The organism is uncultured Cardiobacterium sp., from assembly GCF_938028825.1.
In the GTDB taxonomy this organism is placed as follows: Bacteria; Pseudomonadota; Gammaproteobacteria; order Cardiobacteriales; family Cardiobacteriaceae; genus Cardiobacterium.
Genome location: NZ_CALIZP010000042.1, coordinates 1 through 23,274, shown reverse-complemented (window position 1 = coordinate 23,274; position 23,274 = coordinate 1). Strand labels below are relative to the sequence as shown.

The 23,274-nt window shown below is 60.6% G+C and carries 27 protein-coding genes, 1 tRNA gene and 1 other RNA gene; 12 read left to right on the top strand and 17 right to left on the bottom strand.

Annotated elements, in window-relative coordinates; genetic code table 11:
• Window positions 1-34: 34 nt before the first annotated feature.
• The 5 genes from Q0562_RS06500 to Q0562_RS06480 form a co-directional block, all read right to left on the bottom strand.
• Window positions 35-2,260 (bottom strand): phage terminase large subunit, encoded by a 2,226-nt coding sequence (locus Q0562_RS06500; protein ID WP_298642733.1) that lies wholly within the window; start codon window positions 2,258-2,260, stop codon window positions 35-37.
• Window positions 2,244-2,738, bottom strand: coding sequence for a hypothetical protein (locus Q0562_RS06495; RefSeq protein ID WP_298642731.1), 495 nt, complete (start codon window positions 2,736-2,738; stop codon window positions 2,244-2,246). Before Q0562_RS06495 ends, Q0562_RS06500 begins: the two co-directional genes overlap by 17 nt.
• Window positions 2,738-2,935, bottom strand: coding sequence for a hypothetical protein (locus Q0562_RS06490; RefSeq protein WP_298642728.1), 198 nt, complete (start codon window positions 2,933-2,935; stop codon window positions 2,738-2,740). The genes Q0562_RS06495 and Q0562_RS06490 overlap by 1 nt, the downstream gene beginning before the upstream one ends.
• 37 nt (window positions 2,936-2,972) lie before the next feature.
• Window positions 2,973-3,221, bottom strand: coding sequence for a hypothetical protein (locus Q0562_RS06485; protein ID WP_298642726.1), 249 nt, complete (start codon window positions 3,219-3,221; stop codon window positions 2,973-2,975).
• A 319-nt stretch (window positions 3,222-3,540) separates the two neighbouring features.
• Window positions 3,541-3,888: a hypothetical protein gene (locus tag Q0562_RS06480; protein ID WP_298642724.1), complete on the bottom strand. Its 348-nt coding sequence runs from the start codon at window positions 3,886-3,888 to the stop codon at window positions 3,541-3,543.
• A gap of 119 nt (window positions 3,889-4,007) precedes the next feature.
• On the opposite strand from Q0562_RS06480, the gene Q0562_RS06475 reads away from it, so the two are divergent.
• Window positions 4,008-4,394, top strand: coding sequence for a hypothetical protein (locus tag Q0562_RS06475; RefSeq protein ID WP_298642722.1), 387 nt, complete (start codon window positions 4,008-4,010; stop codon window positions 4,392-4,394).
• On the opposite strand, the gene Q0562_RS06470 is transcribed toward Q0562_RS06475, so the two are convergent.
• The 4 genes from Q0562_RS06470 to rnpB form a co-directional block, all read right to left on the bottom strand.
• Window positions 4,382-4,648: a hypothetical protein gene (locus tag Q0562_RS06470; RefSeq protein ID WP_298642719.1), complete on the bottom strand. Its 267-nt coding sequence runs from the start codon at window positions 4,646-4,648 to the stop codon at window positions 4,382-4,384. The two genes, Q0562_RS06475 and Q0562_RS06470, sit on opposite strands and share 13 nt — an antisense overlap.
• Window positions 4,629-5,432, bottom strand: a complete 804-nt coding sequence (locus tag Q0562_RS06465; RefSeq protein WP_298642717.1) for a glycosyl hydrolase 108 family protein — start codon at window positions 5,430-5,432, stop codon at window positions 4,629-4,631. The genes Q0562_RS06470 and Q0562_RS06465 overlap by 20 nt, the downstream gene beginning before the upstream one ends.
• 21 nt (window positions 5,433-5,453) lie before the next feature.
• A tRNA-Arg gene (locus Q0562_RS06460) sits at window positions 5,454-5,530 on the bottom strand.
• A 16-nt stretch (window positions 5,531-5,546) separates the two neighbouring features.
• Window positions 5,547-5,883, bottom strand: an RNA gene (gene rnpB, locus Q0562_RS06455) — RNase P RNA component class A.
• Window positions 5,884-5,985: 102 nt separating this feature from the next.
• Here rnpB and Q0562_RS06450 point away from each other — a divergent pair.
• Together Q0562_RS06450 and Q0562_RS06445 are read left to right on the top strand one after the other, a co-directional pair.
• The gene (locus tag Q0562_RS06450; protein WP_298642714.1) at window positions 5,986-6,567 is read left to right on the top strand and encodes a LemA family protein; all 582 of its coding nucleotides are present in this window, start codon (window positions 5,986-5,988) and stop codon (window positions 6,565-6,567) included.
• On the top strand, window positions 6,567-8,456 hold the full coding sequence (locus Q0562_RS06445) for a M48 family metalloprotease (RefSeq protein WP_298642711.1): 1,890 nt from the start codon (window positions 6,567-6,569) through the stop codon (window positions 8,454-8,456). Before Q0562_RS06450 ends, Q0562_RS06445 begins: the two co-directional genes overlap by 1 nt.
• Window positions 8,457-8,823: 367 nt before the next feature.
• Here Q0562_RS06445 and Q0562_RS06440 read toward each other — a convergent pair whose 3' ends face one another.
• A complete protein-coding gene (locus tag Q0562_RS06440) occupies window positions 8,824-9,975 on the bottom strand; it encodes a hypothetical protein (RefSeq protein ID WP_298642709.1) in 1,152 nt (383 codons plus the stop codon).
• Window positions 9,976-10,109: 134 nt separating this feature from the next.
• Entirely contained in the window at window positions 10,110-10,646 is a 537-nt protein-coding gene (locus tag Q0562_RS06435) for a copper chaperone PCu(A)C (RefSeq protein ID WP_298642706.1), read from the bottom strand.
• 354 nt (window positions 10,647-11,000) lie between these two features.
• Between Q0562_RS06435 and Q0562_RS06430 the strand changes: the two genes are divergently transcribed.
• Genes Q0562_RS06430 through Q0562_RS06420 form a run of 3 tightly spaced genes read left to right on the top strand, consistent with a single transcriptional unit; the run spans window position 11,001 to window position 13,748 of the window.
• The gene (locus Q0562_RS06430) at window positions 11,001-11,138 is read left to right on the top strand and encodes a hypothetical protein (RefSeq protein ID WP_298642703.1); all 138 of its coding nucleotides are present in this window, start codon (window positions 11,001-11,003) and stop codon (window positions 11,136-11,138) included.
• A 48-nt stretch (window positions 11,139-11,186) separates the two neighbouring features.
• Window positions 11,187-12,248 carry a hypothetical protein gene (locus Q0562_RS06425; protein WP_298642701.1) on the top strand — a complete coding sequence of 354 codons (1,062 nt, stop codon included), beginning with the start codon at window positions 11,187-11,189 and terminating at the stop codon, window positions 12,246-12,248.
• A 33-nt stretch (window positions 12,249-12,281) separates the two neighbouring features.
• Complete coding sequence (locus Q0562_RS06420) at window positions 12,282-13,748, top strand: DUF4139 domain-containing protein (protein ID WP_298642698.1); 1,467 nt, start codon at window positions 12,282-12,284, stop codon at window positions 13,746-13,748.
• A 121-nt stretch (window positions 13,749-13,869) separates the two neighbouring features.
• Here Q0562_RS06420 and Q0562_RS06415 read toward each other — a convergent pair whose 3' ends face one another.
• The 4 genes from Q0562_RS06415 to Q0562_RS06400 all read right to left on the bottom strand — a co-directional run bounded on the left by Q0562_RS06415 (window position 13,870) and on the right by Q0562_RS06400 (window position 16,882).
• A complete protein-coding gene (locus Q0562_RS06415; RefSeq protein ID WP_298642695.1) occupies window positions 13,870-14,358 on the bottom strand; it encodes a PAS domain-containing protein in 489 nt (162 codons plus the stop codon).
• A gap of 113 nt (window positions 14,359-14,471) precedes the next feature.
• Window positions 14,472-15,086: a thiamine phosphate synthase gene (gene thiE, locus Q0562_RS06410; protein WP_298642693.1), complete on the bottom strand. Its 615-nt coding sequence runs from the start codon at window positions 15,084-15,086 to the stop codon at window positions 14,472-14,474.
• Window positions 15,083-15,880, bottom strand: a complete 798-nt coding sequence (thiM, locus tag Q0562_RS06405) for a hydroxyethylthiazole kinase (protein WP_298642690.1) — start codon at window positions 15,878-15,880, stop codon at window positions 15,083-15,085. Before thiM ends, thiE begins: the two co-directional genes overlap by 4 nt.
• Window positions 15,881-16,225: 345 nt before the next feature.
• The gene (locus tag Q0562_RS06400; RefSeq protein WP_298642687.1) at window positions 16,226-16,882 is read right to left on the bottom strand and encodes an ABC transporter ATP-binding protein; all 657 of its coding nucleotides are present in this window, start codon (window positions 16,880-16,882) and stop codon (window positions 16,226-16,228) included.
• Between the two features lie 202 nt (window positions 16,883-17,084).
• Between Q0562_RS06400 and Q0562_RS06395 the strand changes: the two genes are divergently transcribed.
• From Q0562_RS06395 to Q0562_RS06385, 3 genes are all read left to right on the top strand, one after another.
• Window positions 17,085-17,531, top strand: coding sequence for a PepSY domain-containing protein (locus tag Q0562_RS06395; protein ID WP_298642682.1), 447 nt, complete (start codon window positions 17,085-17,087; stop codon window positions 17,529-17,531).
• A gap of 195 nt (window positions 17,532-17,726) precedes the next feature.
• The gene (locus Q0562_RS06390; protein ID WP_298642679.1) at window positions 17,727-18,611 is read left to right on the top strand and encodes a tetratricopeptide repeat protein; all 885 of its coding nucleotides are present in this window, start codon (window positions 17,727-17,729) and stop codon (window positions 18,609-18,611) included.
• A gap of 59 nt (window positions 18,612-18,670) precedes the next feature.
• Window positions 18,671-19,036: a DUF488 family protein gene (locus Q0562_RS06385; protein WP_298642676.1), complete on the top strand. Its 366-nt coding sequence runs from the start codon at window positions 18,671-18,673 to the stop codon at window positions 19,034-19,036.
• An 88-nt stretch (window positions 19,037-19,124) separates the two neighbouring features.
• Here Q0562_RS06385 and Q0562_RS06380 read toward each other — a convergent pair whose 3' ends face one another.
• Window positions 19,125-20,042, bottom strand: a complete 918-nt coding sequence (locus Q0562_RS06380) for a DMT family transporter (protein ID WP_298642673.1) — start codon at window positions 20,040-20,042, stop codon at window positions 19,125-19,127.
• Window positions 20,043-20,136: 94 nt separating this feature from the next.
• On the opposite strand from Q0562_RS06380, the gene Q0562_RS06375 reads away from it, so the two are divergent.
• From Q0562_RS06375 to Q0562_RS06365, 3 genes are all read left to right on the top strand, one after another.
• Window positions 20,137-20,907 carry an SDR family NAD(P)-dependent oxidoreductase gene (locus tag Q0562_RS06375; RefSeq protein WP_298642670.1) on the top strand — a complete coding sequence of 257 codons (771 nt, stop codon included), beginning with the start codon at window positions 20,137-20,139 and terminating at the stop codon, window positions 20,905-20,907.
• A 70-nt stretch (window positions 20,908-20,977) separates the two neighbouring features.
• The gene (locus Q0562_RS06370; RefSeq protein WP_298642668.1) at window positions 20,978-21,547 is read left to right on the top strand and encodes a YceI family protein; all 570 of its coding nucleotides are present in this window, start codon (window positions 20,978-20,980) and stop codon (window positions 21,545-21,547) included.
• Window positions 21,548-21,765: 218 nt separating this feature from the next.
• Entirely contained in the window at window positions 21,766-22,782 is a 1,017-nt protein-coding gene (locus Q0562_RS06365) for a hypothetical protein (protein ID WP_298642666.1), read from the top strand.
• A gap of 182 nt (window positions 22,783-22,964) precedes the next feature.
• Here the strand turns inward: Q0562_RS06365 and Q0562_RS06360 are convergent.
• Window positions 22,965-23,274 (bottom strand): hypothetical protein (locus tag Q0562_RS06360; protein WP_298642663.1); only part of this gene is annotated, 310 nt, incomplete at its 5' end.

Sequence of the window (23,274 nt, the reverse complement as noted above, 5' to 3'; positions counted from 1 at the left end):
TCCTTGGGTAAAAAAATCCCCGCATGACGCGGGGTTATCGGTTGAATTTGCGCCTAGCGCCGCCGACCACGGACACACTGCCGCGTCCGCGAATGATGGGGGCCAGGGCGTAGCGGCAGTTATGCACCAGCACACCGGAGGCGAAAAATTCTTCGGCATCAGCCACCATCAGGTCGTACACCCTGCTGCTCTTTCCCGTAGCGCAAACGGACAGCACAATGTCGGCTGCAACAGCGGGCTTTGCTGTATTTGTTGATAGTGAAGTTCTGCCCACAGCAGGCGCATTGCCTTGTCTCGTTGTCAACACCGGACACGCGGCGGTAGGCCGATTTGCAGGCGTTTGAGCAATAGCGGTCCTGGTGCCCCGTCTTGCGGGTGATGAATTCCTTGCCGCAATGCAAACACCGCTTGGGCTTGCCCTGAAAATTGCGGTAAGCCAGTGCGCCAATCTCGCGATGTTTGGCGATGCCTTCCGGCGAGCGATGCCATGCTTTGGTGAGCGGGCGGATGCGTTCGAGGTGGGCGATAAATTCGTCGCGTCGTCCGCCCCACACTTCATGCTTGGCAAAATGTTCGGCAGGCGGCAGACATTCGAGATTATCGAGGCTGTTGTTCTGGCAATTACCGTCTTTGTGATGGATATGCCAGCCATCAGGAATCGCGCCAACATGGTCAATCCATATTTGCCGGTGCAGATACCCATCCCGCTTGCCGTCCGGTGCGCGGCGGAAATATTCGCGGATGCTGCGGTCGGGGGAATCGGGGTAGCGGCGCCAGGTGACGCCGCCATAGGTGATGCGTTCGATACGTTGCATGATGGCTCCCAAGTCAGGACACGGTCGCCACGGGTGATGGCGTCCATGCGGACAAAGCCCCTGTCAGCCACAAACACCCGATGGTCGGCAGTAGCCAATAATGTTTTCCCTCCGGTGGTCGTCAGGCGGAATAGCGGTTTGTCGTCATGCACCAACCCCGCCGCTAGCACCTGCCGCAGGCCGCGTCGTGTTTCCACCCAGTCGCCGACGCGCACCTGCTCAATCGGAATGCTACCGCGATGCGTTGCTACCTCTTCCCCGTGGGCGATGCATGCATCCCAACAATGGTCCGAACCCGGCGCTAACTGCGGCAGCGGGTCGCCGGTCAGGCGGTCGGTCTTGTAGCTCCACAGCCGCGCCTCTTCGGCAGTGTACTTGCAGCGCGGGTGGATGATGATGTCGTCCAGTCCGCGCAGAAAACTGATGCCGTCCTCCACGCTGCCCGGCCATTTGTCGGCGGCACGGATGCCGGGGAATCCGTGACGGCGCATGTGGCTAATCATCTCTGGTCGGGCGTTGTCGGCGCGGACGATGTGTTGCCTTGCACCTTCGATGTGATCGAAGAATTGCGGCATGTCCACCGTCTCCACCTGCTCGCCGTAGGCCTCGTGCTCAATGTACAGGGTCTTGCCGGACAGCCAGCACTTGACAAGCACCGTCGGGTCGGTGGCAAAGCCCCAGTCAGCGCCGAAGTAGGGGCCGTCCCAATCCAGGGATGGTTCGAACACCTCGACCACATAGCAGCCTGCCAGCACTTGCGCCCCAGACAGTACCGAGTAGGCACCGTGCCAGATATGTTCAAAATCCGCCCAGGCATTGCGGTCGCCTGCTGCCTGTTTGCGCTTGGCGCGCTCGCGGTCATCTGCATACTCTTCCCAGGTCTCGGTACTGGCAAACGGGTTGTCATGCAAATTGACCTGCACCACGATGCTGTTCTCCGGCGGATCGGCGCGCAGCAGGCGGTCTATCGGGTCGGTGTCATACCGGGGATTCCACGACGCCCAAATCTCACTCCCTGCCTTGCGGATGGTCGGACGCAGCAGGCTGAGCGAGCGCGCCGATATGCTTTGCGCCTCCTCAATCCAAGCGCGGTCGAAGTCTTCCAGCGATTTGATACTGTCGGCGGTGTGGTCTTGCATCCCCTGGAAGATAATCAGCCCTTTGCCCTGTTTCGAGAGAATCAGGTCACGCTGCACGTCAAACAGCGACGACACGCCCAGCGCTTCAATCTTGCTTTCTATCAGTGCCTTCACGCTATGGCGCAAGGATTTCTGAATCTCGCGGATGCACACCGTCTTGCTGTGCGGGTTCATGATGTGCTCTTCCACCACCATCTCGGCGAAGAAGTGCGACTTACCGCCGCCACGTCCGCCATGCGCGCCCTTGTAACGTGCCGGTCTGAGTAACGGCAGCGCCCAGCGCGGGGTGTTAATGCGGATCGGCATCCACCACCACCCGCTCAATCCGCTGTGGCGCGTTGTTGTTGACCTGCACCGCGACCGCCGGGCCATCGCCCAGCATCGCCTTGCGCTGCATCTGTAGCACATCGGCCACTTGCTTCACCTCACCTATCTTGTCGGTTCCGGCCAGCAATCCCATTGCCTTGTCGCGCACCGCCTGGAAGTCTGCGTTGCTCTGTAATTCGAAAGCGAGGCGGTCGAATACCGCTTCCTGCACCGCCCTCTGCGTTTCTGCGTTCAGCTTCTGCGTTTCTCTGCGCAGGGCCAATTTTTCCTTTTCATTTTCGACGGTTGCGGTAATCAAGTTCTGCGTTTCCGTCTGATTCCAGCCCTCTTTCTTCGCGCGCCGACTGATGTTCGAATTGTTGACGCCATACTTGCGTTCCAGCTCGCTGAAAGACATGCCGTTGACCTCGTGGTCAACGCGCACCTTCTCCCACTGCTCCGGCGTGAGACGTGCCATCACAACATCCCTTTCAGCGCACCCAGGAGGCCGACTTCCTGCGCGATCAGGGTGAATACCGCACCGGACAGAATCCATTTGATTTGCGCCAACTGGCGGTCAATGCCGCGCAGCGTGGTCATCGCCTCGTCGTGTTCCTCTTCCAGGCGGCGCAGGTCACGCTCGTTACGGTCCACCCGCGCGGTCAATACTGCCAAATCACTTTCCACACTCACCGTTGTTCCTTCATTATTGTCATTTACCATTGCCTTCTTCCTCACACAGCGCGCGTAACTGTCCGATGTGCTCCTTCAGGCGCAACTCGCGCTCGACCAAACGGCGATACGCATCATCCGTAAGCGGCTGCAATTCCTGCGCCGATATGGACGGCAGGGGCGGCACCGGCGGGCAGGATACGGTCAAAGGTACATACTCAACCCGCGCCGCACAGCCCGCCAATGCCAAAAAAAGAGCGGCCAATGCCGCCGTCATCCATTTCGTCATGTAAACAACACCACTAAACATCCCGCGTGTTCCAACCCATGTGGCTACCCCTTGACCACCTGCGCAAACGGGGTTGCCAGCAGTAAAAACAACCCTGCCGCGACAAGTAACACCGCCACACCAACACAGCCCCGTACAAACGGACTTGCGTACATTTCCATTTTCAGACCTTCCCGTGAGTGAATTTCCACCCGCGCCTTGCTATACTTCACTGCATTCATTGACTTAGCCTCTTTAAGTTGATGACCAGAAACCCCGCGAAGTTGCCGCCTCGCGGGGTTTTGCTTATGCCAAAAGAAAACGCCCCGCAGGGCGTTGCTTAGATGTCCATCAGGGCGATTTCCATCGCGCTACGGTTCTTGAGAGCAGCAGTATTCAGGATGAAACGCAAACGGCGAGTGGTGCCCAACGTCACAATCAGCTGGTGCAGTTGCGCGTACAGATCGTCTGACAATTCATATGGTTGTTTGTGTTTCATCAACTCAACAATCTTGCTCATGATGGTTGTGAGCGCTGCAATCGGCTTGCAAACGCTGACAAATTCGTCGATGACGTAGTCAGCCACATGCGCGGCGTCTTCATTGACATCATCAGCAGTGTAGGCGCTCAGGGCAGGCCAGATGTCGTGGATCAGTTTGATGTAGTTCTCTTTTGATTGGTTCGTCATGGTATTTACTCCAAATAAAAAGCCGCCCGAGGGCGGCAGATGGGTTGCCTTGATGGCAACATCCCGGCGGGTTGCCGGAATTTGGTTAGAATGTAGTCCCCATTTTCGAGGACTGCATCATGAAAAAATCTTTGCTCATATTGGCGTTTCTGACATTGACCGGTTGTGGTGATAACGATCACATCCGCCATATCAAAGCGGGTAAAAATGCGACGCTGGCGGAAGTGAGCAACATCTCAGGACTGATATGTAACGACGGTAAGTCTGCGCCATGTGCAACGGTTGTTCTTAATCACGGTAAAAGCAAACCGTCTTATCCGCTTACCAGTCTTTCTCCTGTTGCGCTTATCTATGTTTATGACCCATCGTTCTTGAACGATACACAAGCGCCTTTCAAAGAACGCTACAACTGCGATGTGTATCCCGAACAGCGGCAGGTCGTAGAACGCTTTTGCCTGACCGTGGAAGAAGCCAACAATCTGCTCAAGCCCTTCTACTCAAAATAATCCCGCCTCCCCGCGCTGATGTCCTTTTCAACGCGGGCGCGTTCCTGTTGCGCCGCTGCCGACGCCTGCCGTGAGCGCTCTGCCTGTTGTTGCAGACGGTTGGCGACCGCTTGCAGCCGCGCCGCCTCGCGTTTGGCAATCTCTTCACGCAAAGACGCATTGCGCCTGTTCGCCAGTGCCAGCAACACCACCAGCACGGCGACCACGTATAGCCATACCGTGCCGATAACGGCCTTAATCTTTGACAGCCACACGGTGCTTGCTCCAAATGATGTAGGCAAACAGCCCGGCGACCAGCGCCAGCCAGAACCACGACGGGATGTTGTCGAAGACCGACAGCAGGCTGAATTTCACATCTGCCGCCTGCTCCAATGCCGTGCCTGCCGCGCCGAACAAACCGACTGCCGCCGCCTTGTTGTCGGCAACCGTCGCCGAGAGCTTTTGCTGACCGAGGCCAAGCGCTGCACCATCCGGTTCGGTGGCGGCCACCACCTGACCGCCCGCAATCATGGCAAGCGCGTTCATTTCCGCGCGGTTGACGCGCTTCGCCCAGCCCTTGCCGAAGTGTTTCCACGCTTTCAGCCGCCGCAAAAAGCGCAGCCGGTCCTTGCACAAGTCCTTGATGACCTGCCCAACATCCGCCTCCGCCAATGCCGCCAGCGTCTTTGCGCCGAGTGAACCATCCGCGCGCACCTTGAGGATACGCTGCAGGAACCGCACCGCGCGCGACACGCCGCTGTTGACGGCAAAATCGAACAGGGCGTAATCCAGTCCCAGCGGTAGCTTGTCGAAGAGAATCTTGTTGGCAAACTGCTCACGGTAGATGGCATCCACCTCAGCGTGCTCAATAGCGCGCACGGAACGCGACGGCCTGCCGTGCAGCTCGCGCCAGGCGTCATAGGTGGCCTGCGTGATGCCGTGATTGGTCGAGCCGCCCCTGTCGCATTTACGTGCGGATGGTGGCGGAATCAGGCGGAGCGCTATGGGGAAACAGGAAGACAAGAAAACCGCCAAATGACGGGCTTCGTGGAGAATCACGGAATTGGGCGGAATGAAAGATGGTGTCCCCGAGAGGAATTGAACCTCCAGCCTTTCCCTTAGGAGGGGAACGCTCTATCCGGTTGAGCTACGGGGACATATTCGAGAAGTAAAGAGAAGAGTTCGCCGATAAGCCGGGTTCTGTCGTGGGCAATCATTCCTCTGCGATACCCGTTGCCGGATACCTGTAGCAACCTACCCGGAATCACGGCGGGCCGCCGCATGGATTCCCTATTTGGTCTTGCTCCGGGTGGGGTTTGCCCTGCCAAGCCCGTTACCGGCCTTGCGGTGCGCTCTTACCGCACCATTTCACCCTTACCTGCGACGCAGGCGGTATCTTTTCTGTGGCACTTTCCGTCGGCTCGCGCCGCCCGGGTGTTACCCGGCACCCTGCCCTGTGGAGCCCGGACTTTCCTCTGCACCGAAGCACAGCGATTGCCTGGCGAACTCAGGGCGCGGATTGTAGGGACAGCCCGCCCGCCTTGCAAGCAAAAACCGCGAAACCTACAATAGCGAACATCCCCTAACCCCACTGAAAACAAGGAGAAAACCCATGATTGGCTGGATCATCCTCGCCCTCGTCGTCATCGCCATTGCCGTCTCCGTCGGCATCTACAACAGCCTCGTCAACAAGCGCAACGAATACAAAAACGCCTTCGCGCAGATTGACGTGCAGCTCACCCGCCGCTACGACCTCATCCCCAACCTCGTCGAAGTCGCGCGCAAATACCTGCAACACGAACAAGAAACCCTGACCAGCGTCATCGCCGCGCGCAACCACGCCGCCAACGCCCTGAAAAACACCGGCGGCGGCACGGCGGGCCTCGGCGAACTGGCGGCAGCCGAACAGGCACTCGGCGCGCGCCTCGGCGGTCTCTACGCCACCTTTGAAAATTATCCCGACCTCAAGGCGGACAACCAGCTCGCCGCCCTGCGCGAAGAAATCGCCTCAACCGAAAACCGCATCGCCTTCGCGCGCCAGTACTACAACGACAGCGTGACCGACTACAACAACGCCATGCAGCAATTCCCCGCCAACATCATCGCCGGCATCTTCGCCTTCCGCACCAACAGCCTGCTGGAAATCGACGACATCGACAACAAACGCGTCCCCGTACAAGTGAAATTCAACTGATGGCGACCCTCTTCCGCGCAGCGCACCGCCGGGCGGACGCCGCCAGCCGCCGCCTGCAAACCGCCTTCTGGCTGGGTGCGCTCGCCAGCTATCTCACTTACAGCCTTGCCTGCGGGCTGACCCTCTTCGGTATCAGCCCCCTCATCGCCGCCGTCAGCGAAAACAGCCCGCACAGCTTCGCCCGCGCCTACCTCCACATCAGCCTCATCGCCGGACTCATCCCGACCCTCATCATGCTCGCCGCCTACGCCGACATGCGGCGGAAAATGCGCTCAACGGGTGCCGACGAACAGGCGCGCGCCCTGCGCGCCGAACCCGCCCGCCCCGAAACCCACCGCGCCGACCGCCTCTACACCAACCTCGTCGCCGAAATGAGCGCCGCCTCCGGCAACCCCGTCCCTGCCACCTACATCCAGCGCAACGACGACAGCATCAATGCCTACATCCTCGGCGGTGCCGACGGCAGCCTTGCCCTCACCGTCAGCCAGGGCGCGCTCGACAGCCTCACCCGCGACGAACTGCAAGCCATCATCGCCCACGAATATGGCCACATCGAAAACGGCGACCTCGCCATCTACGCCCGCCTCACCGCGATGGTGCATGGCTACTACATCATCAGCGACTGGCCGAACCGCCAAGAACGCATCCACACCGCCCCCGAAGCCCAACTCTTCGACCTGCGCGGCATCATGCGAAACGACGATGGCCCGGACATCAGCATCCCCGCCGCCGTCTTCACCCTCCTCGGCTCTATCCTCTACCTCTATGGCCGCCTGCTGCAAGCCGCCTTCTCGCGCCGCCGCGAAGAAATGGCCGACGCCCGCGCCGTGCAATACACCCGCAACCCCGACGCCCTCGTCAGCGCCCTGAAAAAAGCCTGGGCCCTGCAACAAAGCGGCATCAACCCGCGCAGAGTCCCGCCTGACCGCGCCCACATCTATTTCATCCACTACCAAAACAGCCGGAACCGCCTGCTGCGCACCCACCCGCCGCTGGCCGAACGCATCCGCACCTGGGGCGGCGGCGACATCAGTCCCGAAGAACTCGACGCCATCCTCTTCGACATCCAGGAACACCGCCGCCGCCAATACGAAACCGACCCCGCCAAACGCAGCCGGGACGCTCTCGACCTCAACCCCACCTACCCCATCCTCAGTCTCGACCGCAGCCTTGCCGCCACCCACTACCCCGCACCAATCGACCCCGCCGCCGCCCTGCTTGCGCTCTACATCTACCACAGCGGTGCCTACTACTTCACCCTCGAAGACGAAGGCAGCATCCCGCGCGCCACATTGGACGCCAGCCGCAACGCCTACACCACCATCGAACACAGCGAACCCGTCGCGCAAATCGCCCTGCTCGCCCACCTCACCCGGGCAACCGCGAACCTCGGCGAAGCCGAAAAAAGCACCCTCGAACAACACATCCGCCACCTCATCAAACACAACCGCCACCTCAGCCGCTACGAACTCGCCGCCTACATCATCTGGCGCGCGAGCCGCATCCCCGGCGGCAACGATGCCGACTACCGCGCCCACCGCGACGCCATCACTTACCTCTACGCCTACCTCGCGAGCGACGACCCGGACGACGACGACCCCGCCGCGACCTACCAAAAACTGCTGGCAAACGGCCTGCCACTAGCCGATGCCCCCGCCTACGAGCCCATCGACACCGAAGCCCACCAAAACGGCCTGCGCCTCTGTCGCGAGCTCGAAACCCTGCGCCGGCTCGCCCCCGGCTACCGCCAGACCCTGCTCGACAGCATCAATACCTACTACCGCCACAAACAGCGACTCACCCTCAAACAAGCCTACCTGCGCTTCGCCCTGCAACAAGCCCTCGCCCCTGACCGTCCCGCCCGCCATACACCCCAAACACGCCCCTGAGCCGTTTGGCGTGTCCAAACTCAAATCGCGCACAAAATGCCCTCCCGTGGGGGAGGGCAGGATGGGCGGCAGACAAACCACACAGCGGCAAAGCCCGCCGCTTGGCGGAGCCGGTATTTGCGCCGCGTGGCAGATTTTGGGGGACGGTGGAACGAATAAACGTAGCGGCGTTGCCTGCAAGGTCTCAACATCAACAGAGCGCATCGTTTCCCCGCTTGGCGATCATGTCTGCCTGAAACGCAAAAAGCAGGCTGTGCCTGCCCGATGGGCCAAAGCCCATCCTGCGCCCGCCAAGCGGTGTGGTTGCCGGGTTTCGTAGCGACGTCGCCTGCAACGTCCTGAAAAATCGTGATTTTCCGCCCGGCGGTTAGTGGCAGAGGGTGTTGCCCGCGCCCATGATGAGGTTTTCGGGGCGGGTGATGCCGGTGAGCGGCACGCTGCGCAGGCTGTTGTCGTGCAGATTGTAGATGCTGATGTCGCGGCTGTCGTTATGCGCGAGCAGCGCGGTTTTGCTGTCGGCGGTGATGAAGAGGGCACGGGTGCGGCCGGGCAGGGGTTTGTCGTCCGTCAGGCGCGGCGGCGCGGCGGGGTCGCTGAGATCGTAGTTGTGTAATTGGCTGCCCACGGCGATGAGGCGGGTATCGAGCCAGCCGGTAGCGTAGCGGTCGGTCGGATTCGGCGCGGTGAAGGGCAGGATGGTGTCGGGATTTATCCGGTTGATGAGGTGGCCGCCGCCGTTTTGGTCGATATAGGCGAAGGTCTGGCCGCTGTTGTCGATGTAGGGTTGCACCAGCGGCGCGGTAAGCGGGATTTGCCGCGCGATGTCGGCTTTGTCGATGTCCCAGTCCACGGCGAGATGCTGTCCGTCAGCGGTGGTCGCGCCGAAGAGCAGGTGCCGGTCGTCCGGGCTGATGGCAGCGGCGGTCAGGTCGTGCCAGCCGGCGGGCAGCGGGTAGCGGGTGCGGTTTTGTTCGGCAGGACTGTAGCGGTAGAGGGCGGGGGTGTCGTCGAGTATCCACAGTTGCTGCGAGAGCGGGCTGTACAACCAGGCGTGGATGTGGCCGTAGCCTTCGAGCAGGCGCTGTTCGCCGCTTCGGCTGTCGAGCAGGGTGAGGCGGTCGTCGCCGGAGGCGATGAGCCAGGTGCTGTCGGCGTCGTATTGCAGGCGGGTGACGGGGTGGGAAACGCGCTGTTCGCTTTCGCTGTGGTCGGCGAGGTTGCGGATGGTGATGGTGCCGCTGCCGTCGCTGTATGCGAGCAGGCCGTAGGTTTTGTGGATAGCGAGGCGGCGCGCGGGGGCTTTGAGGTCGAGCAGGCCGGTTTGTTGCAGGCTGTCCATGTCGATAACCGCCAGTTTGGGCGCGCTTTCGTCGCTGACGAAGGCGTAGCGCGCAGGCGCGTTCATGTCGAAGAGTTCTTGCAGCACCGCTTCGGGGGTGAGGGTTTTGCTGTATTGGTAAGCGAGGAAGAGTGCGGCGGCGCAGAGGAGGGTGGCGAGGATGAGCAGGTTTTTTTTCATGGGCAGGGAAGGGTTGGCTGGGGGAAGGCGCGGGAAGTAGGATCGTGCGCGGGGCGCATTATTGCAGAAACCGGGCAAAATTTTAGCCCTCTGCCGCTGAACGGCAGAGGGCTTGTAGTCAACGAGACGGGGGATCAGCCTTTGGCTTTGCCGTCTTCTTTGCTGTGACCATGATCGTCGGCTTTTTTGTCATCCGCTTTCATGTCAAATTCCCCCACCGCTTTTTCACCTTCCAGCTTGAAGTGCTTGATGGCTTCTTCGACGGTAATGACTTTGGCGTCACATTTGAGGGTTTCCTTGTTGTCGAATTTGAGCTCGACCGGATAGGTTTCGCCGGCTTTCGGGAAGTGCTTGATGCTCATGAACATGAGGTGATAGCTGCCTTTCTTGAACTGATGCTCGCCCGGGGTGACGTCGTAGCTCTGGATCTGGCTCATTTCCATCTTCCCGTCTTTATGGATCATTTCGTGCAGCTCGACTTTGTCGGTGATTTTGTCCACCGAGGCGCCCACAAGCTTGACGGTGTCTTTGCCGCTGTTTTCCAGGGTGAAGAAACCGCCGGTCATGTCTTTGCCCGGAACGGCTTCCTGGATGAGGCAGTCTTTGACGCTGAGGTCGGCTGCCAGTGCACTGCCGCTGATGAGCGCGCCGAGGATGAGGATTTTTTTCATGATGGCTCCTGAAAGTTGTTGAGGGGGGACCTTGCCGAAATTTCACGGCTTTCCACGCCGTTGCGCAAGGCATTTATGACTATATCACGGTTTTGCACAGACAGGGGCTTGATACGGGTCAAGTGGTTGCCAAAAATTAAAGGGTGGCGCGGCGGATTTGCCGCCGCCGCTGTGGCGGGGCAGGCTGGTCGGCGGCAATGACAACCTGCTCATCACGCCACGCGCGGATTACCGCTAGATTACGCGCTGTTTTCCATATCAACCGGAGCCGCCCGTGAAAAAAACCGCCCTTGTTTTCCTCGCCTGCACGCCGGCGTTGCCCGCATCTGCGCCCAAAAAGCCTTTTTTGCCCGGGTGCCGGCCTATTTCCGCCAACCCGATCCGCAGCGGGCGCTCGATCTCTTCGTGCAACTGCCGGAAACCCCGCTGATCAAGGCGGATGGCAGCGGGCAGTTCAGCAGCGGCAAATTTAATCACCGCCGCGCCGCTTGACGCCCCGCCCGCCAATCCTTTTCCCATTCCACACAACCGGGAGAATCCATGACCAAAAACGTCCTTGCCGCCGCGCTTGCCCTCGCGGCCGGCCACGCCGCCCTTGCCGCCGATGCCACGCCGCTTGACACCTTGCGCACAGTCCTGCGTTCCCTTCCCACAGCGACACGGAATCTCGACGCATCGCAGCCCGTCATCCTCGCTGATCTCGGCGCGTGGCGTACCCTGCCTGCCTGCGACGGCAGGCATATTTTCGGTCTGAACCGTGAACAGGAAAACCTGCTCGCGCAGGGACAAATCGGCGGCGTGGATAGTGCTGCCTTGCAGGCGGTCGCGCATTTCGGCAGAGAAGCACAGGGCGATGAAACCACTGCCTGGTATTTCAGCACGCCGCAAGTGGCGCAAGCGGCGTATGACTACCTGCCGTCGCAGGGATTCAAGCCGCTGGGGCAGGACATGCTGGCGAACGGCACACCGGGCGACGCCGTTTGGCAGTCGACGGCGGAAGCTATCCCCTGGCTCGGTGATCCCTACCGCGTCGCCGTCATCGCCCGTCGCGACAATATCCTGCTGCAAACCTACGGTCCCGACGCCATGCGCGCCGTCCGTGACGGCAAAGAAAACCCGGATGGTGTCGCGCCCGTTACCGTCATCGTGGACGGACTGGCGCAAACCCTGCAAAAAACACCGGCACAGCCCGTGCAACTGGCTCTGTGGTCGCCATCAGCCTTTTCTTATGGCGATGACACCATGCGCGCACGGTTCGCAGCAGAAGGCGGCGCAAACAGCGCCAACCCCGCATCGGGCGAAACCCTGCCGCCCTACACCGCCGCCCTGATTGCCGATGTCCAGGCGGACAACACTCCGCTGGCCGCTATCAGCCTTGCCTACGGCGATTGCGACAGCGCGGAAAAAGCCGCCGCTGTCATCACGCAACGCTGGCGTGGCTGGGAACGCGCGGCGCCATTCAAAGACATCACCGCCGCCGCTGAAAAAACAGCAAACGGTTGCGCTGCCGTCCTCACCGTGCGTGGCAGCGGCGATCTGGTGCCGTTTACCCTTATTTACCAGGCCGCGATGGCCCGCGATCTGCCCGTCATCAGCCTCTAACCCTCTTTCCATTCCACACAACCGGGAGAACCCATGACCAAAAACGTCCTTGCCGCCGCGCTTGCCCTCGCGGCCAGCCACGCCGCCCTTGCCGCCGACCCGGCGGAAGCCGTCAGCCGGGGGGAAGACCGCGAGTCCGTCGCCGTGACCATCTACAACGACGACCTCGCCCTCATCCGCGAAACGCGCAAAGTGCCGCTGAACGAAGGCGCGAACCGCATCGCCCTGCGCGACGTTGCCGCGCGCATCATGCCGGAAACCGCCAGCCTTGCCGCCCGTGGCGAAGCCGTGCTGCAACTGCTCGAACAAAACTTCGACTACGACCTGTTGAGCGGTGAAGCGCTGCTGGCAAAAAATGTTGGCAAACGCGTGACCACCATCCGCACCAATCCCGCGAACGGCGAAGAAACGCGCGAAGAAGCGACCGTCCTCGCCGATAACAACGGCGTCGTCCTGCAATATGCCGACCGCATCGAAACCGGCCTGCCCGCGAACGTCCGCCTTGCCTTCCACGACGTGCCCGCCAACCTGCGCGACCGCCCGACCCTCACTGTTGACCTCACCAGCGACAAAGCGGGCGAGCAAAGCGTTGACCTCGCCTACCTCAGCCGGGGGTTCGACTGGCAAGCCGACTATGTCGCCAGCCTCGCCGACGACGAAAACACGCTTAACCTCGCGGGCTGGGTCACGCTGAACAACCAGAGCGGTACGGCTTACGAAAACGCCACCCTGCAACTCGTCGCCGGCGATGTGGCACGGGTGCAGGAAGAATTCAGAAACGCCATGCCGGACATGGAGATGGCCGTCGCCGCGCCGATGAAAGCCCGTCCGATGCTGGAAGAAGGTCTCTTTGAATACCATCTTTACACCCTCGACCGCCCGACTACCCTGAAAAACAACCAGAGCAAGCAGGTGGCGCTGCTCTCCGCCGCTGCCGTGCCGGTGCAAAAAGAATACCGCCTGCAAGGTGATGTGAACGGCTACTACAACAGCCTGCGCGACGCCCGCCCGGAAGACGGCGACAAACGCAAAGTCGAAGTATCCATCAGTTTCAAAAACGACGAAGCGAACAAACTCGGCCTGCCGCTGCCGAAAGGCATCGTCCGCGTTTACAAGAACGACAGCGGACAGCGCGCCCAGTTCATTGGCGAAGACCGCATTGACCACACCGCGAAAAACGACGAAGTGCGCCTGAAACTCGGCAACACCTTCGATGTCAACGGCGTGTGGAAACTGCTGGACGTCAAACGCATGGACAAGGGCAAACTGGGCAAACTGCTGGAAGACGACGAATTTGAAGCGACCTACCGCATCGAACTGAGTAACGCCAAAAAAGAAGCGGTCACGGTGAAAGTCGTCGAACCCATCCCCGGCGACTGGCGAATTATCGAAGAAAACCTGCCGCACGAAAAAGTCGGTGCCAACCATGCGCAGTGGCAGGTGGATGTTCCCGCCGACGGCAAAACCGAGCTGCAATACAAAGTCCGCATCAAAATCTGATGCGCCGCCAACGGCGAACGGACAAAGCCCCCGTTTGGAGGGGCTTTTTGATGGAAGCCGCACTATCGAAACCGCATAAAAAAACCGCCTCGTGGGGCGGCTTTTTTATGCGGCAAGTGCCTCACAGTTCGGCGGCACGCAGTTGTGCATACAGCGCTTCATATTCCTTGATGGTGGCATTGTCGATGCGGCGGCGCACCGAGTTGTAGCCGATGATCTTGTCGTCCTCGACAATCGGGCTGATGACGGCACGCACCCAGTAGTAGCCGCCATCCTTGCGCAGGTTCTTCACGCAGCCCGTCCATTGTTTGCCCGCCTGCACCGTCGCCCACATGTCTTCAAAGGCGGAGGCCGGCATATGCGGGTGACGCAGGATGTAGTGCGGGCGGCCAATGAGTTCTTCTTTTTCCCAGCCGCTGGCTTCGATAAACGGCAGATTGACGTCGGTAATGAAGCCGGCGGTGTCGGTGCGCGAGAAGATCATCATGGTGTTGGTCAGGTAAAACTGGGCATCGGTTACATAGACGCGGCGCTTGTGTCCGTCGTGATAGGTGAGATCGAACGGTTCGGATGCACCGGCGGGTTTTTCCATATCAGGGATGGGTTTCATAAAAGCCTCGATAAATTGTTGAAGGGTCTTCGCCATCGGCGACGGCGATCACGGCATATAAAGCAGATTCCGTGCCATTCTGTTCCCCTGTATCACCTTTGGCCGCGTTGCCCTTATTGCAAGGCCCGCGTCGCCGCATGCGGATCGGCGGCGGCGCAGATGGCACCGATGACGGCGATGCCGTCGGAGTTCACCGCACGCACGGCGGCGGCGTTGTCCGCATTGATGCCGCCGATGGCCACGCCCGGCAGGCGTTTTGCCGCGACCATCGCCGCGAGACCGTCAAGGCCGATGGCGGGGTCGGCGTCCGCTTTCGAGCGGGTCGGGAAGACGGGACCCATGCCGATGTAATCAACGATGGTTGTATCTGCCGCCTGCACCTGGGCGACGCTGTGCGTGGAAAGACCCAGAAGCCGTTCTTTGCCGAGCAGGCGGCGCACCACTGCCGGTGGCAGGTCGTTTTGCCCGATGTGGACGCCGTCCGCGCCGACGGCGAGGGCGATGTCCACCTGGTCGTTGATGATGAACGGCACGCCGTGCGCCGCGCAGCGCGGTTGCAGCGCCAGGGCGGCGTCATACCAGGCGCGCTTGTTCCAGGCGGTTTTGTGACCGCGCAGTTGCAGCACGCTGATGCCGCTTTGCAGGGCGGCATCGGCGACGGATAGCAGCCGCCCGCCGCAGGTGGCGGCGTCCAGCACCAGATAAAGATGCAGGTTGATGCTGTTCATGGCGATTCCTGCAAGTAGGGGGCGTCGTGGCTGAGGGCATCGAGCAGGGCGGTGGCGAAAGCGCCCATGCCGACGGTCGTCCGCGCTGCGTAGCCGCCCGCCTGTTTCATCAGCCAGCCGGCGCTGGCGGCGGCATCCAGCGGCGGGGCGACGGCGCAGAAGGCGGCAACCAGTGCCGACAGCGCGCAGCCGCAGGCGGTGAGGCGCGTCTGGCGCGGGTCGCCACCGTCGTTGTACCACAGGGTTTCGCCGTCGGTGATGTAGTCGCGCGCGCCGCTGACCAGCACCACGCATTGCTGTTTCTGCGCGAATTCGATGGCGGCTTCCGCCGCTTCGTCCGCCGTCGAGAGGCTGTCGGCACCGCGCAACTGCGCCGCTTGCCCGTTCAGCCACAGGATTTCGGCGGGATTGCCGCGCACCACCGTCGGATGGAAGGCGAGCATTTCGCGGGCAAAGTCGCTGCGGTAGGCGAGCAGATCGCCGACGGCGACCGGATCGAGTACCCAGCGTTTGTCGTTTTTGGCGGCACTGCGCGCGGAGCGGCGCATTCCGGGCAGACGGCCGTTGTGCAGGGTGCCGATGTTGATGAGCAGGGCATCGGCGGCAGCGGTGAATTCGCCGCATTCTTCTTCGGCCTCGATCATGGCGGGGGAAGCGCCTGCCGCCAGGAGCGCATTGGCGGTGAAATTCTTGGCGATGTCGTTGGTCAGGCAATGCACGAGCGGCACGGTTTGCACCAGTTGCTGCCAGTAGGCGCGGGCGGTAGCGGCGGGGTAGGGGTGGGACGGTTTCATGCGGACTCCCGATAGTTGACGGATGATGCCCCGGATTATAGCCGCTTCCCCGTGAAATAAGCGGATGTATGGCGAGGGCACCCGGCGGCCGTTTTTCAGCCAGGGCAACCGGAAACAGTAACGGCAGGAAGCAGGGCGGGTTGACGTCTGCCCTGCGCTGCTGTTTTTGCAGCGCTGCGGCCATGCGGCTTTCGGTTTCCCTTCTGCCGCTTCGCGACACCTGCCGGGTAGCCATGAAAAATGCGGGCATTCTCACGCGGGGAAGGATTATCCGCTGTTTTCTAAGAGATTCTTTCGCGCTGCGAGATGGATGGATACCTGGTTGAGTGTCAACAGACCCCGGTATCAGCCGACGATTTTCCCGTGTTGCAGATGGATAATGCGGTCAGTCTTTTTGCCGAGGTCGGGATTGTGCGTGACCATGACGATGCTGCGCCCCTGTGCGTGCAGTTCGGCGAAGATGTCGAGGACGATGCGCTCGTTTTCGGCGTCGAGGTTGCCGGTCGGTTCATCCGCGAAGAGGATTTCCGGTTCGTTGATAAGGGCGCGGGCGATGCAGACGCGCTGCTGCTCGCCGCCGGAAAGCTGTTTCGGCAGGTGGCTGCTGCGGTGGGAGAGCCCGACGCGTTCGAGGGCGGCAAGAGCCGCCGCCTTGTCGGTCACGCTGTGGTAATACTGCGCCAGCATGACGTTCTCGCAGGCGGTGAGGTAAGGCAGCAGGTGGAATTGCTGGAAGACCAGGCCGATGGTGCGGGCGCGGAAGATGCGGCGGGCTTCTTCATCGAGGGCGGCGGCGTCGGTGCCGTTCAGGAATACCTGTCCTTCGCTTGGCGTGTCGAGGCAGGTGAGGATGTTCATCAGCGTGGTTTTGCCCGAACCGCTGGAACCCATGATGGCGACGAATTCGCCGCGCGCGACGCTGATGTTGACGTCGTCCAGCGCGGTGATGTCGCCGAAGCGTTTGTAAAGGTGGACGGTTTGGATGACGGGTTGTGATGACATGGCAGGGATTCCTCGAAAACGGCAAAACGGATGACGCCACCACGGCGGTAAGCGCCTGCCGCAGGATATTGCCACTTTCACGGGTGCCCGCCAAGCCCCGCTTCCTGCCGCGCGCCATGATGAGCAGCTCTTCATTTTGCCGCCTGCTTCCGCTCATCTATCCGGCGCTACAATGCTGGCACGTTAACAACCGGAGCGTATCATGCTGAAAAAACAATGGCTGCTGGCAATGCTTGTCAGCACGGCGCTGGCCGCAACCAGCCCGGCCGCACTGGCCAGGAAACACCGCATCAGCGCCGAAGAGGCGGCGTCCATCGCCAACTCGGTCGTGCAGGGGCGGGTGGTTGATGTGGACTTTGAACGGCGCAAGAACGGCCGCGATTACTATGAAGTCGAAATCCGCAAAGATGGTCGCGATTACGAAGTCCATGTAGATGCCAAAACCGGCCGGATTATCGGCGGGCAGGATGACGTCGAGGTATATCCGGACAATAACGGCGATGTCTATCCCCATACCGACGACAGCGTGCGGATTTATCCCGACAACAACCACCACTATGACCCGCACGGCTATTACGGCTATTACGGCAAACATGGTCATGGCGACGGCTATTACGATGATGACGACGACGATGATGACGATGACTGACGGAATCCCGCGCAGGCGGCGATGGCGGATAAAAAAGCGGACGGTTTGTCCGCTTTTTTCTTGCCGCAGGCGGATTCAGACCGGAAAAGCGGCGCGGCGGGACAACACAAATCCCGCGCAGACAACAGATTGAACCCCCGCTGCCGACCTGCTACCTTGCACGCCGTGCCATGTGACACGACAACGGAACCCGCCATGAAAAAAGCCCTGCTCGCCCTCATTCTGGCTGCCGCCGCACACACGGCTGCCGCCGACGCCACCACCCTGCAACAAGCCGCAACAGCGCGCAACCGGGCCGATTACGCCGAAGCCCGCGCGCTGTACGAAGCGCTTGCCGCCACCGGTAACGCCCGTGCCGACGCCCGCCTGGGGCAAATGCAGCTCGCGGGCGAACTCGGCAGCAAAGACGACGCGCAAGCCCTCGCCCATATCAAGAAAGCGGCGGAGGCGGGCGACGGCATCGGTCAATACCTGCTCGGCAGCGCCTACCAGCGCGGCAACGGCATCGCGAAAGACCCCGCCGCCGCGCAAAAGTGGTTCACCGAGGCCGCCAAAACCCTGACGCAGGCCGCCGCCAACGACGACGCCGAAGCGCAGTTCATCCTTGCCATCCTCTACCTGAACGGACAGGGCGTCGGCAAAGACGATGCACAAGGTCGGCAATGGCTGGAAAAAGCGGCGGCAAACGGCAACCCGTCCGCGCAGGCCCTGCTGGGCAACATGCGCCTGAACGACCCCGCCGCCACCAACAAACGCGAAGCGGTGAACTGGCTGAAAAAAGCGGCGGAGCAGGGCAACAGCGCGGCACAAAACACCCTCGGCGACCTCTACAAAAACGGCACCGGCGTCATCGCCAACCCCGCCACCGCCGCCGAATGGTATCGCCAAGCCTTCGAGAGCAGCAGCAAAGCTGCCGCACAGGGGGCGGTAATGGCGCAAATCCAGCTCGCCGAACACTACTACTACGGCACCGGCACCGCTGCCGACCGCGACAAGGCGCGCGAGTGGTACCAAAAAGCCGCCGCGCAGGGCAGCGACAAGGCCAAAGACGCACTAAACAGACTCAACCTGAAACCATAAACGCCCGGCACTGCTGCTGCTTGCCGCCCCAAACACCCCAACCACTGAGAAGACAAACCATGTTCAGCGTCCAACGCATCTACGACTACACCCCGCAGGCGGATGAAACCGCCATCTTCCTCGACCGCCTCTACCCGCGCGGCGTCCACAAAGAGCTGATGGCACAGGTCCACTGGCTGAAAGACCTGACCCCGTCAGCAGAACTGCGCCGCTGGTACCACGCCGACAGCGACAACCGCTACGCCGCATTTGCGGAACGCTACCGCACGGAACTGCTCGACCCCGCCCATCAGGCGGCGCTGGCCGAACTGTGGCGCCTCAGCAAAGAACGCCCGCACACCGTGCTGCTCACCGCCGTCAAGCACCCCGAACACTCGCACATCGCCGTCCTGCTTGACTACCTGCACGAAAAAAAGCAGCCGTGACGTGCCAGCAACCGGTGCCCCGATGTTTCATTGGCAGCCAGATCGCCATGCCGGAAAAAAGCCGCCGCAATGTTGAGTGTCAACAGCCCTAGGTCTTCTGCCGCCGCTGCAATGCCGAACAAATCGCGCCGGCGACCACTAATGCCGCGCCGACGGCGGCGAGCAGGTTCACATCCGCCGCCGCAAACCGCTGCGGTTGCAGCCGGTGGCCGAGCGCGGCGAAAGCGATGGTGAATAGCGGCACCAGGGTAATCGTCGTCGATACCTTGCTGACTTCCCAATGGTTGAGTGCCTCGGCAAACGCGCCGTAGGCAATCGGCGTGTTCAGACAGCAAAAGAGCAGGCAGAGCCACTGATAGCCGTCAAGCAGCCGCAATTCGCCCCAGTGCGCGAACGGCGCGGAAACCAGCGCGCAGCCGCAGTAGAGGACGAAGAGAATCTGTTGCGCGGAAAAATCACGCAGCAGGATTTTCTGCGCCAGCCCGTAGCAGGTCCAGACGAGACAGGCAGCGACGCTGAGGAGAATCCCCAACGATGTCCCGCCCAGTCCGCCGTTGAACAACGCGGGCAGCTCGCGGTTGAAAAAGAGGAGGATGCCGCCGAAAAGAATGACGGCGCCGATTTGCTGATTGCGCCCCAGCGATTCCTTCAAGAAAAACACTCCGGCAAAGAGCAGGAAAAACGGCGACAACTGCGCCAGCACCTGCGAAGCGGCGGCGGGCAGATAGAGCAGCGCCGAGCTGAACAGCCAGAAATTGCCGACCAGCCCGGCAACCCCGACCAGCAGCAGCCGGCGGTAACGCGGCTGGCTCAACGCGCGCCATGCAGGCAGGCGGTGGCGGCGCTGCAAAAACACGCCGAGAATCAGGGCGGCGACGAAAAAACGGCTGGCGACCACCGTCTGCGGTGCCATCACGGTCAGCACCTGCTGCATGATGAGCGGCAGCGCGCCCCACATCACGACGGTAACCAGCGAGAGGAGGAAGCCTTTGAGCGGAGATTTCATAAGCGGGAAGAAGAACGAATAAAGCGCGGCATTGTACGCTGCGCCGCCGGGGAAGCCACTATATACTCGCCGCTTTGCCACCGCCGGAAACCCCATGCCGAAAACCCTGCTCATCACCGGTGCCTCCGCCGGACTCGGCGCTGCTATCGCCCGCCATGCCGCTATGCGCGGCTACCGCCTGCTCCTCACCGCCCGCCGTGCCGATGCCCTGCGCCAGGTCGCCGCCGCCTGCCGCGAAGCGGGCGCGGCAACAGTTGCCACCTACCCGCTCGACCTTGCTGACAGCGCCGCCGTCACCGCCTGGCTCGCCGCCCTGCCGCCGGTGGATGTCTTCATCAGCAACGCCGGATTTGGCCTCTTCAAAGCGGCAACCGCCTGTACGGACGCGGAAAACAGCGCCATGCTGCGCCTGAACGTGCTGGCGGCGATGCAAATCAGCGCCGCACTCGTGCCGCCCATGCAGGTGCGCGGCGGCGGACAACTCATTTTCGTCGCCTCGCAGGCGGGCAAAATCGCCACGCCGAAGGCCGCCGTCTATGCCGCCAGCAAACACGCCCTGCTCGGCTACGCCAACGCGCTGCGCCTCGAACTGCGCGGCAGCGGCGTGACCGTTACCACCGTCAACCCCGGGCCGATGGCGACAGCTTTTTTTGACACCGCCGACCCCGGCGGCAACTACCGGGAAAAACTCGGCCGTTTCTGGCTGCTCGATCCGGAACGCATCGCCGCGCTCACCATCGCCGCTATCGGCAAAAACGTGCGCGAAATCAACCGGCCGCGCCTGATGGAGGCTGCCGCCCGCCTCTACCCGCTCGCCCCGCGCCTTGGCGACTGGCTCACCGCGACATTCTTTAACCGCAAATAGCCAAACCGTAACTAACCCGCAAGTGTCAGCGGCTACCATGCAACTTTTCATCCACAACCGGAGAACTCCCATGACAACCGTCCGCACCGCCCTCCTGACCGCCGCCCTCCTCGGTACCACCGCCGCCATCGCCGCCCCGGTCAAATACGACATTGACCCGACCCACTTCTACGTGCAAATCGGCGTCTCCCACCTCGGTTACAGCACCATTCCCGGTCTCTTCAAAGATGTCAGCGGCAGCTACACCTACGACAGCGACAGCGGCGAAATCAAAGACGTGAGCGTTACCGTGAAAATCCCCTCACTCGACACCGGCTTCGGCGAACGTGACGAACACCTGCAAAAATACTTGGAAAGCAGCCAGTATCCGGAAGCCACCTTCAAATCCACCGCCTGGAAGGACGGCCAACTCACCGGCGACCTCACCTTCCACGGTAAAACACAAAGCATCACCGTACCGGTGACAAAAGTCGGCGAAGGCAGCGATCCGTGGGGCGGCTACCGCACCGGTTTCAGTACCGCCTTCGACCTGAAACCCGCCGACTATGGCGCGAATATCAAGGACGCGCCGCTGGTGAAAGTGAGCGTTAGCGGCGAAGGCATCCGCGCCGGCGACAAAAAAGAAGAAGCCAAGAAATAAGGCGCTGCCCGATACGGGAAACCCCGCTTGCGCGGGGTTTTTCTTTTGGCAAAGATTGCGTACACGGCAAGAGACCTTTGCAAAACACACACGTCTGTTTCCAACAGAAATGACTATACAAAACCGTAACGGAGGCGTACAGTTTCCACAGAAAACAACAGAAATCTCACGCGACGATACGTTGTTCCCCCGAAAAACTAGCATCCTAAGGACACAGCATGACAACCCAACCCACCGACACCGCCCGCAAGCCGCTGCTCTTTGCCCTGAGCCTTGTCTTCATTTCCCTGCTCGCCGCTTGCGACAAACCGCAAGCGGACAAAGCGGCGAAACCCGCGCCGCAGGAAGCCGCCACCGCTGCGGCAGCAAGCTCCACTGCCGCTACCGACAGGGTGCCGGACATCACCGACGAAGACATGGGCAACCTCGTTCGCGCCATGCACGGCGCGGCCAGCCAGCAGCCCGACGATGCGCCGAAGGACAAATACGGCCAACCCTACATCATCGGCAACCTCGGCGGCGTGCCGGTCAACCTGCCGTCTTCGGTGGTTCGTCTCGTCGAATACGACGACTCCCCCGGTTGGGATTTTGAAAAATTGCGCACCTACCGCCCCCCGACGCGCAGCTATCAATCCATCATCATGTCATTCGGCTTTGAAATTAATTATGCAGACAAGGAACTTTTTGATTATAAGCAAAACCTGGCCAGGCATCGCAAGGAAGAAGATATACCGGGGAGTCATTGGATAGACGTGGGTGTTAGCAATATCTATCAAAATAATAAAATTGAAGATATTTTAGATAGTTACTTATCATCAGATATAGAAAATAGTCCTAATACGCATCCTACGGACTTTTATAAACCGACAGGAGAAAAGCAATCTGGTCTGAGTGTTTATGCAAGTCCGGGTATAGACCCTGAGACAGGTAAACCCTGGCGGGAGAATCTTTATGCTGAGGATGTTTTTGTGCACTGGAATGAGCAGGGGCATGTGGATACCTACATTAAATGCTCTAATAGTAAAGTACCCAGACCGATGTGCCAGCATCATTTTATGTTAAGCAGCTTCGTACACGACAAAAATCCATCGCCCGCCGAAGTAGTGGATATCAATGCTTCGTCAAGCGGCGTGGTTATCAGGTTTGTCGCTTCGCGGATTTATCAAACCCTCTCCCCAAACCCCTCCCCCAATGGGGGAGGGGCTTTTTTGTCGTGTACGAAGGTTAAGCAGTGAAATAAAATTAAGCGTGACGCTCCTTTATGATCGGCATGTGTTACATGACTGGAAACAAATAGAGGATGCTGCAAAAGAAGCTGTTTATGGCTTTATGCAGTAAATGGCAATGCAGGCTGCCTTGCATTTTATGCGGCAGGTGGAACGCGAGAAAAAGCACAAAGGAATACCACCAGGCAAAATTAGAACGCCGCGCCCAACTTTATGGAAAAAGCGCCCTGAATTGTAGCGGCGGATAGCCTGACAGCAAGCTCAAAACCACGCATGCCGAATGTGTCAAGCCCTTGTATGGTCGTTTCAAATGGAAATGATGCAGTGTTGGCGAGCCTGACCGGGCACCCATAAAATCGCGTAGCGGTTTTTATGGGAAAGCCGTGCCCGCTCTGTCTGTACTGTCTGCGACGCGCCGCCTTGTCTCGGTCCTGTTTGAAACGGCCTTCGTACACGACAAAAATCCATCGCCCGCCGAAGTAGTGGATATCAATGCTTCGT

Coding starts and splice junctions, on each gene's coding strand:
- Q0562_RS06435 (WP_298642706.1), bottom strand. CDS start 10,646: ATGAAAAAAATCCTCATCCTCGGCGCGCTCATCAGCGGCAGTGCACTG.
- Q0562_RS06420 (WP_298642698.1), top strand. CDS start 12,282: ATGACCAAAAACGTCCTTGCCGCCGCGCTTGCCCTCGCGGCCAGCCAC.
- Q0562_RS06385 (WP_298642676.1), top strand. CDS start 18,671: ATGTTCAGCGTCCAACGCATCTACGACTACACCCCGCAGGCGGATGAA.
- Q0562_RS06370 (WP_298642668.1), top strand. CDS start 20,978: ATGACAACCGTCCGCACCGCCCTCCTGACCGCCGCCCTCCTCGGTACC.
- Q0562_RS06375 (WP_298642670.1), top strand. CDS start 20,137: ATGCCGAAAACCCTGCTCATCACCGGTGCCTCCGCCGGACTCGGCGCT.
- Q0562_RS06500 (WP_298642733.1), bottom strand. CDS start 2,260: ATGCCGATCCGCATTAACACCCCGCGCTGGGCGCTGCCGTTACTCAGA.
- Q0562_RS06495 (WP_298642731.1), bottom strand. CDS start 2,738: ATGGCACGTCTCACGCCGGAGCAGTGGGAGAAGGTGCGCGTTGACCAC.
- Q0562_RS06475 (WP_298642722.1), top strand. CDS start 4,008: ATGAAAAAATCTTTGCTCATATTGGCGTTTCTGACATTGACCGGTTGT.
- Q0562_RS06400 (WP_298642687.1), bottom strand. CDS start 16,882: ATGTCATCACAACCCGTCATCCAAACCGTCCACCTTTACAAACGCTTC.
- Q0562_RS06440 (WP_298642709.1), bottom strand. CDS start 9,975: ATGAAAAAAAACCTGCTCATCCTCGCCACCCTCCTCTGCGCCGCCGCA.
- Q0562_RS06425 (WP_298642701.1), top strand. CDS start 11,187: ATGACCAAAAACGTCCTTGCCGCCGCGCTTGCCCTCGCGGCCGGCCAC.
- Q0562_RS06380 (WP_298642673.1), bottom strand. CDS start 20,042: ATGAAATCTCCGCTCAAAGGCTTCCTCCTCTCGCTGGTTACCGTCGTG.
- Q0562_RS06445 (WP_298642711.1), top strand. CDS start 6,567: ATGGCGACCCTCTTCCGCGCAGCGCACCGCCGGGCGGACGCCGCCAGC.
- Q0562_RS06395 (WP_298642682.1), top strand. CDS start 17,085: ATGCTGAAAAAACAATGGCTGCTGGCAATGCTTGTCAGCACGGCGCTG.
- Q0562_RS06485 (WP_298642726.1), bottom strand. CDS start 3,221: ATGACGAAATGGATGACGGCGGCATTGGCCGCTCTTTTTTTGGCATTG.
- thiM (WP_298642690.1), bottom strand. CDS start 15,880: ATGAAACCGTCCCACCCCTACCCCGCCGCTACCGCCCGCGCCTACTGG.
- Q0562_RS06450 (WP_298642714.1), top strand. CDS start 5,986: ATGATTGGCTGGATCATCCTCGCCCTCGTCGTCATCGCCATTGCCGTC.
- Q0562_RS06415 (WP_298642695.1), bottom strand. CDS start 14,358: ATGAAACCCATCCCTGATATGGAAAAACCCGCCGGTGCATCCGAACCG.
- Q0562_RS06365 (WP_298642666.1), top strand. CDS start 21,766: ATGACAACCCAACCCACCGACACCGCCCGCAAGCCGCTGCTCTTTGCC.
- thiE (WP_298642693.1), bottom strand. CDS start 15,086: ATGAACAGCATCAACCTGCATCTTTATCTGGTGCTGGACGCCGCCACC.
- Q0562_RS06480 (WP_298642724.1), bottom strand. CDS start 3,888: ATGACGAACCAATCAAAAGAGAACTACATCAAACTGATCCACGACATC.
- Q0562_RS06390 (WP_298642679.1), top strand. CDS start 17,727: ATGAAAAAAGCCCTGCTCGCCCTCATTCTGGCTGCCGCCGCACACACG.